The sequence below is a fragment of the Candidatus Cloacimonas sp. genome (assembly GCA_039680785.1).
Classification (GTDB): domain Bacteria; phylum Cloacimonadota; class Cloacimonadia; order Cloacimonadales; family Cloacimonadaceae; genus Cloacimonas.
In genome coordinates, this window is record JBDKSF010000068.1 from 56,055 (window position 1) to 75,594 (window position 19,540).

A 19,540-nucleotide genomic window follows, 5' to 3' on the forward strand; every position below is an offset into this window, starting at 1 on the left:
CCTAAATATTTATTTTATTTCTATTATTTTTAATTGTCTATCGCCGATAGGTGCTTTTACAATGGCAACATCGCCCACTTTTTTACTTAATAAAGCTCTTCCAATAGGCGAAACCACGGACACTTCTTGAACTCCTTCCTCGCTGTAATAATTTAATTCATCGGCGCCTACCAAATGATAACAGGTATTTTCATTCGTGCTGATATCTTCCGCTATGCAATAACTACCGAAACGAACTGTGTCCTTGGGAAATTCACTGGTGTCAATTACTTTCAAACAGGCACAGCGACGCCTGAGAAAATCAATTTCACTGTCTATGGCTCGCTGCCTTTCGCGGGCAGCTTTGTATTCTGCATTTTCACTGAGGTCTCCAAATTCACGAGCAACAGTAATGGCTTTAATAACTTCCGGGCGCTCGGCAAGCAAATCATTTATCCTTTGTTGCAGCCGCTGCATACCCGTTTTGGTGATAAATTGTGTTAAGTCCAAGAGATTAAACAGCTCCTTTCTTCTTTATTAAAATCCGCTGAGCGGTTGTAGCCGCTTTTTTTAAACGCGCATTGCCACTTTTTGTCCAAACCTCAATCGGAGTTTCCAAACCAGGAAAATAATCGGTTATGGACGCACAAAGCAATTCCACAATTTGAGGATCACGGCTAATGCCATATTCCTGCCAAATTTTTAAGTAATAATCGGGATTAAGCTTAGCCACCGTTTTCAGCATCGTAATATGAATGGATGTATATTCTCCCAAAGGATATAACCATTGATGCACAAAATAATTCATTACTTTGGGAACAAGGTCTTCGCGTTTCTTTACCAGCTTAATCAACAAATTCAACGCTGCTTTATGCAAATTGGGCTCTGAACTGCTGGCGTAATGAAAAACTTTCTCCAGATATTTATCAGGATATTTGCGCAAAAGAGGCAGCATCACTTTGTCCAAAAGAGCGTTGATATCTGCTTCGGAAGCCGTTGATAATGTTTCATCCAACAAAGGAAGATACACGGAGGGCTTTTTAGGTAGCAGTTTGCTGATTATCTGTGCAAAAGCCAGCTTTCCATAATCTCCTTTCTTGTTCCATAAAGCCCTGTAAAAAGGAATATAGGCGTCATGTTTTTTCCCCAGCTGCTGAACTATGTTACTCGCTACATGATAGATAACCTCCGCTGGAATTTTGCCGTTTACCCTCTCCGGATAAGCAATAAAGATGATTTCAAAATCATAATCTCCATTCGGCAGCTTATTCTTAAGAAAATCCGCAGTATCCATATTCAGCCGTTCTTTCCAGTCAATGGTTAACATCTGTCTCTCCCAATATCACTATTTTTTCTCTGTGTGGCATTAGCTCTTAAAATGCCCTATCTTGTCAATAGAAAAAAACAATTGCCCTGCAGTAAAGGGTTTTAACTATCTATAAATTGCTGTATTTGGCTATCAATAATGATTTATCCTAAACTAATACAGTTGCTTCTTTTTTTTAAAATGGCTGGGATGGAAGGAGTTGAACCCTCACATACGGATCCAGAGTCCGCTGTCCTACCATTAGACGACATCCCATTTTATATTTACTGGCTGGGCAGGAAGGATTCGAACCCTCGTATGGCAGGACCAAAACCTGCTGCCTTACCACTTGGCGACTGCCCAGCAAATATTTTATAACTGGCGGAGAGGCAGGGATTTGAACCCTGGGTGGGCTTTTGACCCACACACGCTTAGCAGGCGTGCACCTTCAGCCAACTCGGTCACCTCTCCCAATTTTTTATATAATTCTATCTGGCGGAGGATGAGGGATTCGAACCCCCATGGGCATAACCCGGCGGTTTTCAAGACCGCTGCCTTACCTGTTAGGACTAATCCTCCCTTTGTTATTTTTTCCTTCAAAATTATCGAGGCATTTCTGTCAAGAGCTTTCTGCGGTAAGACCCCTCACAGATTGCAAGGATCTCATAGATTTTGTTTCCCGCAGATTGCGCTGATTTGGTTGCACGCAGATTACGCAGATTCAAAAAGATAATAGGCCTGGGATGAACAGGATTTTTGGGATTTAAGGGATTTAGTTTTATACACTTAGGATTTTAGGATTGAGATTTAGAAACAAGGATTTAAGGATTTAAGGATTTAGAGGATTTGGTTATATAAACAAGAATATTAAATCGTTGGGAATAATGGAGGGTTGACTTCCTCGTCAACCACAACAAACAAACTATCAAGCTATCATAGAATAATGCGGAAACTGGATAACTCGGTTGTATGGGGAACGACAAGATGTCGTTCTTCCTTTAATATTCTATCACAGATTTGGTTATATAAACAAGAATATTGACCCGTTGGGAATAATGGAGGGTTGACGTCCTCGTCAACCACAACAAACAAACTATCAGGCAATTATAGAATAACGCGGAAGCTGCATAAATCAAGCTTGTATAGAATAAAATGGAAACTTGATAATTCGGTTGTCAGGGGAACGACGAGGACGTCGTTCCTCCTTTAATATTCTCTCACAGATCTATTTTCGGTGGCTTCGGTGTCCTCGGTGGCTTAAAATAAAAATCCCTTAAATCCCCAAAATCCTGTTCATCCCAGACCTATTATTTTCACTTCGCCCTGAGCTCTCTGCCCTCTGCAATATAAAATCCTGTTCATCCCAGACCTATTATCCTCTTATATCTATGAGAATTGTGGAATCTGTGAGAGGTCTTATTTTTTTCGGTGTTCTCGGTTTTTTCCGTGTTCTCGGTGTAAAATAATCCCTTAAATCATTATCATCTAATAAAACAGTTTGTCTGGAACGAATTCTGCATTATCTTATCATAAAAAACATTGCTATGAAAGGATAGTTTAATGCAAAGAATTTTTAAGTTAGGATTGGCGTTATGTCTGTTTCTAATCCTGTCATCTCTATTTGCTCAAAGTGTTAAATTCTCGTTATCTCCCGCGGTTTTGCAGCCCGGGGAAAAAGGTGTTATTAAAGCCACTTTAGTTATTCCCGAAGGGAAAAAGCAGACCGTGAACCCCAAAAATCCAGAATATTTTTATTTGGAAGCAAATCATCCCGATCTTATTTTTGGTAAAGTTATTTATCCTCAGCCGACTATGATTGTTTCTGCAGAGGAATGGAATTATCATCCCAAAGTTACTTTAACATTGCCTTTTACGGTAAAAAACACGGCAAAACCGGGTGACAAACAAATCGAGGTCTTGCTAAGTTATAATTTATGTTATGAAACAGGAATGTGCGATCCCCCTGAAGAAACTTCTAAAACCCTTTCTTTTCAAATTGCGGCAAGCGAAAATGCAGTAACAACAGAATCCGAAATTGCAGATACAATAAGTAAAAATGAGCCAAGCCAGGCAACTCCTGTTTCTGAAAAACAAAAACCAGTAGAAAATCCCCCGACAAAGCAATCCCTGGGCGAAATCCTGAAGTATATTCTGTTTGCTTTTTTAGGAGGCATAATTTTGAACATCACCCCCTGCGTGCTGCCGATTTTGCCTATCAGGATAATGAGCATAATGAATCAGGCACAGAAAGACAGAACTAAAGTGTTGAATCATACTTTGGTTTATGCTTTGGGAGTGCTTATTTCCTTTGCCGTGATGGCTGGAATATTCATCGCTTTACAAAAAGCGGGTGAATCGGTAGGTTGGGGCTTGCAAAATCAAAACCCCGGTTTCGTAGTAACCCTGATGGCAATTGTTTTTGTATTTGCTTTGTCGCTTTTAGGTGTTTTTGAGATAACCGTCCCCGGAATGAATACTGCCAACAAAGCAACCGCCAAAGGTGGATATAGCGGTTCTTTTTTTGGAGGTATTTTTGCCTTTTTGATGGCTATTTCTTGTACCGGACCTTTTTTAGGAGCCGCTTTACCTTTTGCTTTAGCTATGCCACCTGTTTTAATGCTGATTTTCTTCCTCACCATCGGACTGGGTTTTGCGTTTCCTTTTTTGCTGATCGGCTTTTTCCCCAAGGCATTGAAAATTATTCCCAAACCTGGCAACTGGATGATCATATTCAAAGAAGTGATGGGCTTTGTTTTGCTCTTTATCGTTTATACGCAATTAAAAACATTGCTGCTTTTAACCGATGGCGAATATTTGATGCAAGTGCTCTGGTTTTTACTTATTCTCGGTTTTGCCAGTTGGCTATATGGCTGTTTTGTAAAAGTGGAGAACAGCAAACTGATTCAATGGCTGTTTACGCTTATTTCTCTGGCGCTGATTATTTTTGCCGCGGCTACTTATCTTCCGCTTAAAGAGACGAACAAAACAGAAATTCAGGCAAACAAAAGTGAACTTATTCCTGCTCCCAATGCCCCAGAGGGTTGGTATGTATTTTCGGAAGATGTTCTAAACAAGGCACTCAAAGAAAATAAAGCGGTTTTTCTTGACATCGGGGCTGCCTGGTGTAAAAATTGTATGACGAATGAAAAAACCGTCCTTTTTACAGATACGATGATGCAGGAATTTAAGCAGAAAAATGTTTTATTGCTCCGGGGAGATTTTACCAAAAAAGATGAGACGCTGCTTGCTTGGATAAAAAAACACGGAAGAGCGGGTGTCCCTTTCAGTGCATTATACATTCCCGGGCAAGAACCCTATATTTTTGGCGAACTGCTTTCCAAAGAGGATATTTTTAACGCCCTTAACAAAATTCAGTAGGTAAACTGGCAAAGGAAGATAATGAAAAAGAGTATATACATTCTGCTGCTGATTGTGCTTTTGGGAATATTTTCCTGTGACCGCTTTGAGCATAATTTTCAGCCCTTGGAACAAGTAAATTTGGAAGCGGAACTTTTCAGCCCTCTGCAAGAGGCATTTAATAATGTCCAACCTGCGGATTTAGCCCCTGTAATGGCTTTTTATGCAGAGGATTATAATCACTACGGAAAAAATAAAAGCCAGTGGGAAGCAATGCTGTTCAATATGCTTTCCGGATTATCCAATCCCAGCATTGAAGTTACTTTGCTTACTGCCGAGCTCCAAAATGAAACCAATGCTTTGGCAAACTGGCGATTAAAGATCAGCGATGGCAATAAAGCCATTATTGCCGATAGTTTATATACCGGTGAACGCCTTCGCAAAGACAACGGAAAATGGCTTTTACGCGGAAACCAATGTGGATGCACTCCTGAGGTTCCCACTCAAAAAGTAATAGTAGAATATGTTACTAATGTGGGCTGTAGTTATTGTCCCGCCGTGGAAGAACTTTTGCATAATTTAAGTGCGGAATTGGGAGAGAATTTCATTTATATAACGCATCAGCTATCGGGTCCGGTAGCTATCAACGATCCACTTTATGCTTATTATAGTGCTTTTAGCGCTCCCGTTTCCATTATTCAAGGAAAGCATAAACTGACAAACGGAACCCAAGCTGTTTTAGATCAATATAATCCGCTGGTGCAAAATGAACTTGCCATTTCCAATCCGATGGATTATAATATTATTAATCCTATCGTAACAGGAAATTCTATCTCAGGAAGCGTAAAACTTACACCTACTACAGAGAACTTCAGCCAGGAAGAACTCATTTTGAATCTGGCAGTTATTGATCTTGTCTCTACTGCTAATAATGCCGTCGGCGATCCCCTCACCAATGTTGTTATCGGTAGAAAACGCATAGATATCAGCGCTGTGGATTTAAATAACCCGATCGCTTTTGAATTCAATACTAATGTTAGCATTCCCAATGATGCCGCTTTAGTTGTTTTTGCCCAAAAAACACCTGCCACTTTTGCCAATAACGCCACAATTTATAGTGGCTTACAATATCCCCTCTCGGTTACCAAAGGAGGTTTACGATGAAAAAGTTGATTGCTGTCCTTGCTGCCTTGCTGTGTCTTTCTTTTGCTTTTGCAGAAGAGATGCCCGATTTCAAACTTCCAGATGCCGCAGGCAAAAATGTCACCTTGCAAAACCTTTTGGGAAAGGGTCCCATTCTAATTGATTTTTGGGCGGACTATTGTCAACCCTGTAAAGAAGCAATGCCCCAGCTGAACACTTTAGCCGAAAAGTATGATTCGCTGACAGTTGTAATGATTTCCATTGATGCTCCCAAAAATCAGCCCAAGGCAAAGAACTATCTTAAAACCAAAAACTATAAGTTTTTAACTCTTTTTGATGCGGAAAAGACATTGGCCAAAAAACTGGGAGTAGTAAACCCTCCCCATACATTTATTCTAAATAATCAAGGGCAAATTGTCTATTCTCATCTGGGCTATGAACCGGGTGTGGAAAAAGAATACGAAATCCATATTCGCAGTTTGTTGGGGCTGCAAACCGAAGCGGAATAGCATATTTTCACGCAGATTTCGCAGATGGAATAGGTATGGGATGAACAGGATTATGGGGATTTAGAGGATTAAAAATAATGTGTAGACGGCGGACACCGTTCCTCCACAAAAAAGTGGATAGTTTTAGGTAGCGGCGGACACCGTTCCTCAGCAAAAAAGTGGATAGTTTTAGGTAGCGGCGGACACCGTTCCGCCGAAAAAAAGTGAAAAAGAGAAAAGGTTGAAAAGTGAAACCCGGGGATAGTTTTAGGTAGCGGCGGACGCCGTTCCGCCGAAAAAAAGTGAAACCCGGGGATAATTTTAGGTAGCGGCGGACGCCGTTCCGCCGAAAAAAAGTGAAACCCATGGGATATAAAATATCCTGAACTCCTTATTTCTAAACCTATATCAGTGAAGTCAGTGAAGTCAATGAGAAAATAATATAAACAATGGAAGGGAGAATGAAACATTTTTGGTTAATCCTGATCTTAGTCAGTTTTACCTTGCTTAGCGCTCAAAATACCCTTTGGGTAAATGGTTCTAATGAATCACAATTTATCTATAGAACGGTTGAGGACTCTCTGCATACCTATTTTAAGGATACTTTTGGCTTCAATCTCGGTTATCGAAACTTCAGTTTTGGAATGAAGTTTATTGCCAATTTACCCAAATATTCCACAGAGCAAACGGAACTTATGGACGAATTGGATAGCAATCGTTTGGACCTTGGTTGGCAGGAATTATATGCTGCTTATGAAAAAGATGCTTACAAAATTTATGCCGGCATAACGGAAGAAAGTTTTGGCAATGGCATTGTTTTTCGCAGTTTTAAAGACCTGGAATTTGATATAGACAACCGTTTGGAGAGTTTTTTGTTTAGTTACGACGATGCTTTTAAATTCAAGGCAATTTACGGAGCGATAGAAAATCCCGATATTACAGGTAAATATGATCTTGCTTATGGTGCGGATGGCCAAACTCCATACTGGAATGGCATTTCTTTAGGCGCTTCCGCCATGGCTTTTCGTAATTTGTTGGCTACCAATATTTATAATCAACGCACCGTGTTTGCCGGTAGGTTAAGTTATTCCGCTCATAATATAGATTTACAGGCAGAAACGGCTTTCAGCGAGTTATATCATCAACCCGGCATCGGAACTAAAAATGGCAAGGCAATTTATGCAAATGGCAGTTACTTAATTGGTCCCGTTACTTTAGGTGGCGCATATAAACAGTATGATAAATTTCAATATCGTCTAAACGACCTACCGACAGTAAATTATCATAATGAAACCCTTTCGGATGCTTCCGCCACGGGAGAAGACGAAATTGGCTATCAGGGTTTTGGAACCGTTAATTTTACCGATTATCTAAATTTTACGGCAGATTATGCCGAAGCGTTCAACAACGCTAAAGATAAGAAAATGAACGATGCCTATTTTGCCCTTGAATATAATGCAAACTCCTTTTCTCTGCTTGCTTCTTACGGGCATATAGAAAAAATTGATGATAATAACGATACCTGGCAACAGGAGTTAATTCCAGCATTGCAATCCAATTTCAATTTATTTGCCATTCCTCTGAAAGTGCAGCTGGAATATAAAAAGGTGTCCAAACAAAAACAGGATGTGGAAAGCGAACACTATGAACCCAAGCTGCAGACAGACCTAATTTTGGGTAAAATTTCGCTTGCTTTGTGCGCCCAAAGCAGTTGGGAAGAAATAAGTGACATTTTAGACAGTCGTTATTACCCTTCTGCGGAAATTAAATATCCACTATTTGAACATAGCGATTTAATTCTTTTCGGCGGCAAAGAAGCAGGTGGAAAAGTATGTAGAAATGGGGTTTGCCGTTATGTTGCTCCGTTTGAAGGTTTACGGATTGAGCTTAACACCCGCTTTTAAAAAAATATATTTCCCGCAGATTGCGCAGATTTATTTAGTAGTTAGGATTCCTGAGGGAAGGGCAAATATATTTTTTGTCCCTTTCCCCTAATCAGTTAATATATATAAAAAGACGAGGATATGAAAATGAAAAACATTTATCTGATATTTACTCTCTTGGTTTGCAGCATCCTTTTCGCTCAACCAACCTATATGCCGGTAACTACGATAGCTGAAGATTTTGGAGCTACCTGGTGTATGAATTGTCCTCTTGCCTGGCAAGGTTTGCAGGCAGTTCATTCAGTTACCAATAACAATGAATTTATCAGCGCCAGGTTATTCACGACCAGTGGAGACCTCAGCAATGCAATGGTAGAAGAAAGATTTACCTATTATAATGTAAATGGGTTACCCAATGTTATTTTCAACGGAGCGACCTCTTTAGAAGGCATAGGTGAAGGCACCGCAAACGGAGCCGATTATCTTAATGCCCTATCCAAAACTCGCTTTGCTGCCTCCCCAATTAAAATTGTGCCAACTAATTTCAGCTTTGATAGGGGTTTGATAAGCGGCTCTGTAATAATGATTTCGCCCGATGTGTCCATTTCCAATGCCCGGCTTGTATATTATCTGCTGGAAGATAATGTGGGAGAAGAAGATCATATTTTAAGAGGCGTTCTTTACGACGATATTGTTTCTTTAGCGGGTGTTGGCGACACCTATAATTTCAGCAAGACATTCAGTTTAGACCCTTCCTGGGTAATAAGTAATTTGTGGGGAATTGTTTTTCTGCAACTACCGGATAAGAAAATTGTGCAAAGCATTTCATCTCTTCCTTTGCCGGAATATAATTTCCGCGTGGCGATGGATTGGAAAACTTCCATAACCTGCGATCCGAATATTAATTATCTTTCATCGCCATTCTGGTTTTTTAATCTGGGAGCAAGTGACAATTACACGATGCGTATCCAAGTGGATAATGCCCCAGCGGATTGGTATTTTAACTATTGCGACGAAGAAGGAAACTGCTATCCTGGTTCAATAGACCGTCCTTTTTCTTTGGCTGAGGGAGGATATTCATCTTTCCATCTGAATCTTATGGTTGGCTCGGCAGGAACCGCTGATTTTCATTTTGTCATTAGCAGCCCTCATATAGGTGAATATAATGTTCCTTTCCATATTTCAGCTGGAGTGCCTGTTATCGATCATACCAATACTCCCAATATCTTGGCAATTAAGAGTTTATACCCCAATCCAATTAAAGGTAATGCCATTTTTACGCTCTCAAATCCTAAAAACAGTGGTTCTGCCACAATTGACATTTTCAATGTAAAGGGACAAAAAGTGCAGAGTATCGATAATTGGAAGTTATCTTTGGGAGAAAACGACATCAGCTTTGTACCAGATACGAATTTGCCCAACGGAATCTATTTTTACCGCCTGCAAAATAGTGACGCCAAAGCCGGACGCTTCCTCATTCTAAAATAAGTAGATCGCCCACCGCGTAAACCCATAATCAGCGTGACTTTTACTGCTTCGTAGAAAGTCCTTCCTTGATAGTTATGGTGGAAATGCAATGGTGCTATTCGGGTTTTTGCCGAATACCGCCACCGTATTTCCACCATTTATTATAAGCGCCAAGTTGGCTATAACTATCCTATTCTATCGGTAATGCGTTTATAAAACCTGTAAAGTTGAAAGTGGCAAGAATTGTCCCCACAATCAAGGCAACGATAATAAACACTTTGAAATAATCCGAGGCCTTTAGCATACTGACCAAATCAGGATTATGCGAAATGTAGGCGGAAGCAGCGTAAAATTCTTCTCCAATCAAAGTATAAGAACAGGTAGTAATGAAGAAAGGCACCTGGGTAATGGCATCTGTTCCAGCAATTTGAAAGGCACCCACCTGATTTCCTGTTTCCGTTAAGAGCAAAGCTTCCGCATTGAAAAATCCCATATAAAATATGGTGGCAACTCTTTCCCTGACTGTTATGCCGTTAACTCCGGCACAGAAAGGAAACTGGTCATAAGAAATGAAGAATATGTCATTGGGATTATAGGCATCGGGACGCCCCACTTCATTAAAAGAATTTTGGATGATTTCCTGAGCCATGGGCAAAACCATATAATCACAATGCGGAGAAATTAAGCGAACATCAAATTCTGCGGCTTTTTTAGCTACCTGACCCAAAATCATCATACTGGCAACGGTATCCGGATCTCCTAAAGTTCCCCAGCCGGGAACATACATTAAAGGACGACCCATTTCCGTGGCTCTGCCAACTGCCTCTTCAATAGATTCCAATCCAGCAATTGGTCTAATATAAACATCTCCCTTTCGACTGAGGATGATGGCATAGATTAGCAAAACCAATAGCAAAATGGAGGCACCTAAAGTGATGTATTTGGTAGAATCAAACCATTCGCTTTTAGGATAAAATACGGAAATTCCTTTAGGATTTGTGAAGGTGGCAGTGGTGATGAAATTTGCCTTTCCATCCGTTTTAATAAGACGATAGGAATAACTGCGCATATTTTTTTCTCGCACGGAAAGCAATGATTTTAGCCAGGACTTATCAGTTTTGGCTTTCGTGGCGGCAAGATAGGCAGGATGATGGATAATAAAATTATAGGTTCCTTCTGCCTCTTGAATTGCATTTTGCAAGGATTCTGGCAGTGCGGACGCAGCATACATTTTCTTCTGATCAAGGAGTTTATCAAGCTCTGACTTTTGCTGTTTCAGGTCTTTTTCAAATTTAGTTCTATAAAGAGGAACCGCAAAGCTATAACCATTCGTAGAATCAATGGCAATCGTAAGCTGAGGATCTAAAAGCAGATATTTACCCTTGGCGTCATAATTCAAAATTCTTTCATAAACGGTGCTTTCATAAGGAATGGAATGATCGTAGGAACGGGTTAAACCATTAGTCCGATTTCCAAACATAAAATCAGGATCAAAACCGTTACGCGTAAGAACTTCGTAGTAAAGTTTATTCACGGGCTCATTTTGATAATAGATGTTTTGCCCGCGGAAGATTTTATTGTCGTTATCATAAACAATGTGCTGCTCGGTATAATCCTCAAAATTTTGTTCGTCATTGGTTCTAACTGCAATCCGGACATTCATATTGCTAATATGTTCATATTGTTTGGGAAGCTTGATATGAACTGTTTTATCCAAATAATGTTCCGAGACCTTGCCAATTTCTTTGCCCAAAGAATCCAACACGGTAAAGCGCAATTCCTTAATTTTGTAATGCTCGTTATTGGAGACCTCATAGTTGATCTTTAAAGCGGTTTTGGCTTTATTCAAATATAACGCCTGGCTAACAAAGACCAAAGGCCTGCCAATGGAAACGGTTAAATAATCGCCTTTATCGTTAATTTTATCGTAAACAGCTATTTTGGGCATTTTAAGCTGCTGCGCAGAATTTAGGATGCGAAAGTGTTTTGCTGGCACTGCTGCACTCTGACCCAGATAATCACTAAAAGAAAGAACGGCATAATAATCCGCCATATTTTGTGGAAGTTCTATGCCTTCCTTTTTTGTATCTACACTGTAACAGGCATTTACCGAGCCGTAATAATTGGGAATTTGAAATAGATGCACGGCGCTATTTTGCCAATTTTCAGTTAGGGCTCCACCGTTTGCTTGGGTTAATGTTTTCGGAACCAACCAGCCCTCCCACATTGCTATATCTGGACTGGAAGTTGGTGGATTCCACTCAAAATTAAACACTCCCGTATCTTCAAAATAAGTGCTGGAAAATATGGTGGCCGGTTCAGGAGGATTATCCTCAGGAACCACTTTTTGAATGTCAGCATAGGGTAGATATTGCCCTCTTTCATTCACGCCCAATATTGTATAATAATATTCCTGTCCTGCTTTCGGAAAACCAAGAATGGATTCAAAATGACGCATTTTCAAGCCAGCCATTAGGTCCTCACCCTTTTTTATGGGTGCGGAACGATGATAAAGCTTAGAATTGTTGATGGCGCCTAAAACATTGTAACGATCCAAAACAGAAGCAAGCAATGCCGGTTGTTGAGGAAAATGACTGTATAAAGGGCTGTCTTTACTTTGCTGTTTTTCCTTTTTCAGATTTACGGGAGCCGTTTCAAATTCAATCAACGGCTGGTCGCCTCTATCATAAAAGTATAATTCATTGGATAAAACACCCAATTTAGGATCAACTTCTATGTTGCTAAGCAAAAACAGAGAATCGGGGCTCACGCCTCTATAAATATTGTAGTATATAATGTGGTAAGATTTATCCAGTGGTTTCCATTTTAAAACTACGCCTGCACCATCGTCATAAGGCATATCGGTAGCGCTGAATTCAGAAATTTTACCTTGCGAAATTTCCGGTTTTGCTTTATCTGTAGAAAGCAAAGAAATCCCGATCAAAAGAATGATACCGATAATTATAAGATATTTCTTCATTGTTTATTCCTTTTTTTTACCCAAATTCCGATAACGCAAAGGCAATGCAGAGGTCTATATAGAATCTGCAATTATGCCGGAATTACCGGTTTTTAGGAAAAGCAGCTATTTCATCAATCCCAACACATCAATTACCAGAAATTGAATTCTGCCAATCAATAATGAGATACGAGCCATAACTGTTAAACCAAAAGAAGCGCCGAAACCAATCATCATATACCATTTTCCCAATTCCACAAATTTGCCATAAGCACCTGTGTGCGCTTTGGAGAAAAAGAAATATAACAAAACGGCAATTGTGCCAATCAGGATCAGAACAAGATTAACATTTTCCAGAGGAACCATCGCTTGACGCATCTGAACTAAAATTCCGGCATGAATTCCCATCGGAATGCTGAATCCGATTCCAATCATCGAAAAGGCAATTGGATAACGGGAAAGCCAACCCAGTTTACGAGAAAAACGAAATAGATATAGTATTCCCAAAAGGCAGGGGAGAATAAGGACAAAATTATGCTTCAGAATAATCGGCTGCCAAACATAAGGAATAAATATTCTTTCATAAGTGAACACCAGCGAATATCCCAAAGAAATTCCTACCAGCAGTTGTTCCGCCATTCTATATAAAGGATTTTCTTTGTAAAGGAAGGAGAAAATGCACAGCGTAAAAAACGCAGCTACCAGATTACTTATTAATTCAAAACTCATTTTTCCTCTCCCTTTCTTTACTTTTCTACCGTTTTGGCTCTTTGAATGAAGTAACCAATATTACCCAAAAGAATGAAGACAATGATCATTATATGGGCAACGGACTGTGCGTTCATTCCAATTCTGGCTACTTTGAATTTATAATCAATATTATAGGTAAGCTTATTCAGTTCCCGATAAGCATATTCGCCCATCTGATTTCTCTGCTCCGGGGTTATTTTGCTAACATCAATCACGATTTTATCTTTTTCCTGTTCCGTCAGGGAATCAAAAATAGCTTTTTGCTCAGGATATTTGGCTACGAAGGCGGCATAATCGGCAGGTGTAAATTCAGCTTTGGTCTGAGTGGTAATGTTAATTAGTTTTTTCGTGCTTTCATCATTGAGCACTTCTTTGCCGAAAGGACGGCCCGGAATGATTTTGTTGCCTTCTGCATCCATTTTTACTCTATAATCAACTTTCGGATCACGATAAGCGGCAAAAACATCCACTAATTTTTCATATTCGGCTGCACCTTTTAATCCAGTAAGCATACCAATCAATTGACCTGATTGTAAATAGGGATATTCATCGGCAGCCATAACGGCAGTAACTCCCAAAGCTACATTCACTCCAAATTTGGGACGAGCATAATAAATCCAATAAGTTCCAGCCGTGCTTCCGGAAAATTCCACTACCAGGTTCATTTCGTTGTAATTTGTTATGCCTTTCATAATTGGCAAACTTTCCAGTTTTCTACCTTCGGCGTCGGTATTTACGGCATTGGCAATATTATCTCCCATTCCCAAAACCAAAGCCATGGGCTGGGGCTTGAAACCAAAATTACAATAATCCACTCCGCTTTTCACATCGGGATATTCTTCTTTCACGGAATTGAAAGCATAGTCAATAATAGGTGCACCCGAAGTTAAAAAAGTGAGAGCGAAGACCTTGATATTGCGTTCAAAACAATGTCTGATTATGGCAATTTCCATTGGGTAAAGTTCCGGCATCGTAGAAGCATCATGTAAAAAACTTAATAACACGGCTCTATCTTCTCTGCCGGCAAAAGAATCAATCATCTGATACAGATTTTCCGTAGGCGGAGAAGTTACATTATCCGAATTATAAGGAATCATTAAGGGAATGATAATTGCCAGAGCCACAACAATGTAGATCCAGCGTCGGTCTAAATTTTGCATTCTTTCAAAAAAGTTCATCCTGTTTTCTCCCCTTTCCTTAATCCGTTCCACCCAAATAGGAACGTTCTATGCCCAAAAGTATTTTTAGGGAAGTTGCCACACCTCCAAGACCTACGCCAATGGCTATTCCACGCTTGGAAGCCAAATTGGGAACATCCAATATCCACTGAGAGATTATAGGTAGGTTTTTATAAATTTTCACTCCCAAAGGCACTTGAGCCAGCATCACTACAATGGCGGCAATCAACAAAACCGTCGCTTCTGCAGAACGAGCTCTAAATGCTTTATAAGCTGCGGATGCCATATAAAATGCCAAAAGCGAAAACATCGTAGAGCTCATTGGCATTTGCATATTTTCAAATATCCACATCAACATACTACCTTTTTGCGTTCCACCGATAAAACCGGCAAGCGATGTTATGATGAATCCACCAAAAAAGAAATAGCTATATTGCCATTTAGGAGCACGCCTTTTTATTTTACTGCTATGCATCATACACAAACTTATCACTCCCAAAAGAGCCGCCCAAGGCGCTGAAGCATAAGCCCAAGGAAGGTAAAACTTGTTGTAGAAATCATCCTGTAAAAGTTTGTGGGGACTAAAGGCATATAACACAAAGATTATGCCCCCCACGATTACCATAATTAAAGGAATTGTTTTCTTCATTTAGGACCTCATTTATTTAATAGGAAATATTTCAGTTAAACCCGTCAATTGAAAACTGGAAAGCACCGCTCCGGCAATTACAAAAGCAAAAATGAGGAATTTATAATAGTCCTGTGCCTTCAAAGTTCCCAGCTGCATCGGTTCACGATTTAAATAGGAAGAAGCGGCATAAAGCTCTTCTCCGATTAAAGTATAATCACAAGTAGTAATAAAAAAGGGGATTTGAGTAACGGCATCGGTTCCAGCTATCTGATATGAACCCAAATAGTTACCGGTTTCCGTCATCAACAATGCCTCGGCTGCAAAATAACCCATAAAGAAATTAGTTGCCGACCGCTCCCGAATCATTATTCCATTCACACCTGCCACATAGGCAAATTGAACATCGGTTAAAAAAAATACATTGTTTTTATCAAAACTATCCGGACGGCCTACAGAGTAATGTGCATCTCTAACAATTTCTTGAACGATGGGCATCACTATGTAATTATAGACGGGAACAATTAGTTTTATGTCATATTCTGCCGCTTTACGAGCCACCAAACTTAAAATTCCCATCGAGGCAATAGTGGCCACATCACTCAAAGAACCATTTCCCATCATATACATCATTGGGCGTCCCATTTCTGTAGCTCTGCCGACAGCCGTGTCAATTTCTTCCAAACCGGCTATGGGACGAATGTATAAATTCTTGCCCCGTCTGGCTAAATTGATAAAGACCACTACCATTATCCCGAAGATGATCATTGCTACCAAAGTAGTGTATTTATTAGTATCAAACACATTGGAGACGGGTTTCATATATTTTATTTCGTCCCCGTCTTTCAACATATCGCTTTCGGTAAAAAGTCCTTTCCCATCAGTGCGCACAACTTGATAACTTGTCCAGCGATTATAGTCCTCTCTAATTTTGGCTATATAGCGCATGCGGCTTTTTCTGCCGGCTATCTTGTTGGCGGAGAGCAGATTTTCATTTTTGCCATAGGCATTCAGCTGTTTTTGAATCTGTTCAATGTTTTGATTTATTGGTTCAGCCATTGCGGGATCAGTTAACATTGCTTTTTGGGTTTGCAGCTCGGAAAGTTGTTTGGTAAGTTCTTTTACTTTTTCTTCCGCTTCTTTTTTGCCTAAATCGGGGAAAATATTAGTTTCAATCCGGGTTTCATTCTTTTTATCATAAACCAGATCAAGCTTGGGCGAAAGCAAAGCGAGAGGAGTGGTTTTATCTCCATTTTTTAATTTGCGTGCCTGGCGTTCTCCGTTGATGACAGTAATGAAAGAATCGCCTTTGGCATAGCAAAATCCCTCTACCGGTTTCTGAATCATACTGGCATAAGGAATGGTTACATCCAAAGAATTATCATAAGATGTATTGCGTTTCACCAAAGTTAACTGCGGAGAAGACACACTTTTCCTATACACCACATTGTCTATCTTGGAAACATTTTTGCCATTTCGGTAAAGTGCCTTGGTGGGCATAATCGCCAGCATTTGAGGATCATATTCCAAATCCTGTTCCAGATAGTAATCCTCCGGAATTTCCGGTTTGCCTTTCATAGCAATTTTCACACGGAATCCCTTTTTATAATTATAACCATCGGGCACTTGCAAAATTACGCTATTATCTTGATAAAATTCGTTCAGACGGACAAAAGGAGTGGTTTCCCCTTTCTTGTAAAATTCAAAATAGATGTTATCCACTTTTTGGGTTTCGGTTTGATTTAACTGATAGTTTACTCTAAATTTGGTAAAATTGCTATTTAGCGCAGTCGTTTTCACCACAAAACAGATGGGACTATCCCAAACCACCGTTAAACGATCACCTTTGTCATTGGGTTTGTCTTCCATCGTAAATATGGGTTTGGCGGGAAGATTGTAACTGTTTTTCAACCGTGGCTTCGTTAGAGCGGAAAAACTGCTATAACCATCAGCATCTATTAATTCCAAGGCGTAACGAGAATTTTTGTATATACTAAGGGAATCTTCCCGAGGAATGGAGTATTTACAGTAATTCTTCAAAGAACCATAGCCAACTAATCCCTGATTCAATACCGCTGTCTTTTCCCGTAAAAGCCCAGGATTATTGCGCATAATATTCCACATCGAATCTGCCAACGCCGGAATTTGATGAACGCGATATTGAACTATGTCCGACCGAAAAATAGGCAATTCCCATTCAAATCTCAGCTCTCTACTATCTTCCAAAACTACACTGTAAAATTCAGATGCGGGTTCAGGCGGATTTGGATAAGGGATTCCAAAAGATATATTAGCTGGTTTTTGATATTGACGCCTTTCATTCACCGCCACTACAGTATAATAATATTTTTCACCCGGATTTAAAAAACAGAGCACCGTTTGCTGATTATTCTTCAAACCAGCATAGGTCTCACCTTCTTTAGGAAAAGAACTTTCCGCTTTTGATTGCGGCAATTTGTCGAGAGTCACTTTTTGGCTTCTGTAATAGTAATTGTTCTTTTCACTAACGGAAAGCAGAGAATATTTTCCGGACATATCAGCTAAAAACGCAATGTCCCGCGGCATTTTTTCGTAAAGAGGACTGTTCTTGCCTTGCTGCTTCTCCTTTTTTAAATGGCGAGGAGAGGATATATCAAAAAATTCGCTGCCAGAATTGTCGTAATAATACATTCGCTCAGAAGCGACTCCGGTCTTCACATTCACGGGAATGGCTTCTAAAAAGAATAATTGATCAGGACTTACTCCCCGGTAAACTCGATATTCAATTATGCGTTTGTTTCGTTCCAGCGGTTTCCAGGAAAGCATTAATCCACTACCATCATCTGCAGGAATATCTTCAACCCGGAAGTCATCTACAACATATTTTTCCGTCTCTGGCTGTTTCTGCGCTATAATTACCGTTCCTACTATGATAAAAATAAACAGCAGAAGAAGGATTAGGCGACTTCTATTCAAATTCATAAGCTTGGTCTCCTATTTGTTATAATGAACAGTTAATTTTCCATTTCATTCCAACCACAAAAATAGCCCGATTATGTCAATCTCTTTTTTTCCTTACGGATCATTCCTGTGCAGATGAAGCGCATCCCGAATGCATCCCGTATCGCCATTCGGGATGAGTTCGGGATGCTTTGCGGCAGCAATCAAGCAGCGAGTAAGAATGGCTAAAGATAATAGTATTTTGTCTGCTGAGAATGGTGATATCGCTTTGGTGCATAATGAGTTGCAGACAAAAATAAATATTGCACAGAGCTGAAAATAATTACTGGCTTATAAATATTTGCTATTCTTATGTATAAACCCTTTTTTAGCGACCTTACTATTGGCATCTAACTATTTGCCATTTATATGGATATGTCACATTTTAGCAACTACATTTCTTGCAATAGACCAATAGCTACATTTAGACATCAAACAAAAACATTTTCTGCTCTACATTTTTTTTGATAGTGCACTAAATTGTGATATGATTGGTATAATATTATATTGTCAATAATCTGCTTTATATCTTAAGAGTATTGAATATATTTTGATTGAACTGACTGATCTAATTCTGAACAAGCAAACTGTATTTTTGGAAGAGCAACTTTTTCAATTTTTTCTGGATGGAATTAATCTATGCAATGAGTTGAAGTTCAATAGAAAACTACAGTCCATAATTGAACAAAATATGTTCACTGATAAATGCCTATATCCACGATAATTATTTTTATCCAATAATTTTACAGAATATATAATAACTCATTAGGAAAGAAATAGTTCCGTTAGGAACGCGGGTTTTAAACCAGGCGAATGAAATGACAGTATAATATGTTATCTTATAACTGGAGAAATAGTTCCGTTAGGAACGACAGGTATTAACGACGGGTTTTTAACCCGGCGAATGAAATGACAGTATAATATGCTAATTTACAACTGGATAGATAGTTCCGTTAGGAGCGACAGGTATTAACGACGGGTTTTAACCCGGCGAATGTAATGACAGGATAATATGTTATCTTACTACTGGAGAAATAGTTCCGTTAGGAACGACAGGTATTAACGACTGGTTTTGAACCCGGCGTAGGAAAAATAAATAAAAAAGTCCCAGCGGGACGACAGATGATAACTACGGGTTTTAACTCGGTGCATTAAATGACAGTATAATATGCTATCTTATAACTGGAGAAACAGTTCCGTTAGGAACGACAGGTATTAACGACGGGTTTTAACCCGGCGTAGGAAAAATAAATAAAAAAGTCCCAGCGGGACGACAGATGATGATTGCAGCGTTAATATTGGATAATTACTATCTATTAAAATAGTCCTTTAAATCCTTGTTTCTAAAACTCAATCTGTGAAATCAGTGCAATCTGTGAGAGATTATAATCCAAAGGAAGAACGAAGTCCTCTTCGTTCCCCA

Annotated in this window: 12 protein-coding genes and 4 tRNA genes; 5 read left to right on the top strand and 11 right to left on the bottom strand. The window is 39.5% G+C overall.

What is annotated here, in order from left to right; translation table 11 throughout:
• Nucleotides 1-9: 9 nt before the first annotated feature.
• From greA to ABFC98_04525, 6 genes are all read right to left on the bottom strand, one after another.
• On the bottom strand, nucleotides 10-489 hold the full coding sequence (gene greA, locus ABFC98_04500; GenBank protein MEN6445289.1) for a transcription elongation factor GreA: 480 nt from the start codon (nucleotides 487-489) through the stop codon (nucleotides 10-12).
• A 4-nt stretch (nucleotides 490-493) separates the two neighbouring features.
• Nucleotides 494-1,306 carry a hypothetical protein gene (locus tag ABFC98_04505; GenBank protein ID MEN6445290.1) on the bottom strand — a complete coding sequence of 271 codons (813 nt, stop codon included), beginning with the start codon at nucleotides 1,304-1,306 and terminating at the stop codon, nucleotides 494-496.
• Between the two features lie 181 nt (nucleotides 1,307-1,487).
• Nucleotides 1,488-1,561: transfer RNA gene (locus tag ABFC98_04510), tRNA-Gln, on the bottom strand.
• Between the two features lie 12 nt (nucleotides 1,562-1,573).
• Nucleotides 1,574-1,648, bottom strand: a tRNA-Gln gene (locus ABFC98_04515).
• A gap of 16 nt (nucleotides 1,649-1,664) precedes the next feature.
• Nucleotides 1,665-1,756, bottom strand: a tRNA-Ser gene (locus ABFC98_04520).
• Nucleotides 1,757-1,778: 22 nt separating this feature from the next.
• Nucleotides 1,779-1,864, bottom strand: a tRNA-Ser gene (locus tag ABFC98_04525).
• Nucleotides 1,865-2,845: 981 nt separating this feature from the next.
• Between ABFC98_04525 and ABFC98_04530 the strand changes: the two genes are divergently transcribed.
• The 5 genes from ABFC98_04530 (at nucleotide 2,846) to ABFC98_04550 (ending at nucleotide 9,644) form a co-directional block, all read left to right on the top strand.
• On the top strand, nucleotides 2,846-4,663 hold the full coding sequence (locus ABFC98_04530; GenBank protein ID MEN6445291.1) for a cytochrome c biogenesis protein CcdA: 1,818 nt from the start codon (nucleotides 2,846-2,848) through the stop codon (nucleotides 4,661-4,663).
• Nucleotides 4,664-4,684: 21 nt separating this feature from the next.
• A complete protein-coding gene (locus ABFC98_04535) occupies nucleotides 4,685-5,806 on the top strand; it encodes a hypothetical protein (GenBank protein ID MEN6445292.1) in 1,122 nt (373 codons plus the stop codon).
• A complete protein-coding gene (locus ABFC98_04540; protein ID MEN6445293.1) occupies nucleotides 5,803-6,294 on the top strand; it encodes a TlpA disulfide reductase family protein in 492 nt (163 codons plus the stop codon). Before ABFC98_04535 ends, ABFC98_04540 begins: the two co-directional genes overlap by 4 nt.
• 440 nt (nucleotides 6,295-6,734) lie before the next feature.
• Nucleotides 6,735-8,177 carry a DUF6029 family protein gene (locus tag ABFC98_04545; GenBank protein MEN6445294.1) on the top strand — a complete coding sequence of 481 codons (1,443 nt, stop codon included), beginning with the start codon at nucleotides 6,735-6,737 and terminating at the stop codon, nucleotides 8,175-8,177.
• A gap of 126 nt (nucleotides 8,178-8,303) precedes the next feature.
• On the top strand, nucleotides 8,304-9,644 hold the full coding sequence (locus tag ABFC98_04550) for a T9SS type A sorting domain-containing protein (protein MEN6445295.1): 1,341 nt from the start codon (nucleotides 8,304-8,306) through the stop codon (nucleotides 9,642-9,644).
• A gap of 169 nt (nucleotides 9,645-9,813) precedes the next feature.
• Here the strand turns inward: ABFC98_04550 and ABFC98_04555 are convergent, their stop codons facing one another.
• The 5 genes from ABFC98_04555 to ABFC98_04575 form a co-directional block, all read right to left on the bottom strand.
• Nucleotides 9,814-12,603, bottom strand: coding sequence for a DUF6754 domain-containing protein (locus ABFC98_04555; protein MEN6445296.1), 2,790 nt, complete (start codon nucleotides 12,601-12,603; stop codon nucleotides 9,814-9,816).
• A 105-nt stretch (nucleotides 12,604-12,708) separates the two neighbouring features.
• The gene (locus tag ABFC98_04560; GenBank protein MEN6445297.1) at nucleotides 12,709-13,311 is read right to left on the bottom strand and encodes a hypothetical protein; all 603 of its coding nucleotides are present in this window, start codon (nucleotides 13,309-13,311) and stop codon (nucleotides 12,709-12,711) included.
• A gap of 17 nt (nucleotides 13,312-13,328) precedes the next feature.
• On the bottom strand, nucleotides 13,329-14,510 hold the full coding sequence (locus tag ABFC98_04565) for a hypothetical protein (protein ID MEN6445298.1): 1,182 nt from the start codon (nucleotides 14,508-14,510) through the stop codon (nucleotides 13,329-13,331).
• 19 nt (nucleotides 14,511-14,529) lie between these two features.
• A complete protein-coding gene (locus ABFC98_04570; protein MEN6445299.1) occupies nucleotides 14,530-15,159 on the bottom strand; it encodes a hypothetical protein in 630 nt (209 codons plus the stop codon).
• A gap of 12 nt (nucleotides 15,160-15,171) precedes the next feature.
• On the bottom strand, nucleotides 15,172-18,099 hold the full coding sequence (locus tag ABFC98_04575; protein ID MEN6445300.1) for a DUF6754 domain-containing protein: 2,928 nt from the start codon (nucleotides 18,097-18,099) through the stop codon (nucleotides 15,172-15,174).
• Nucleotides 18,100-19,540: the final 1,441 nt, after the last annotated feature.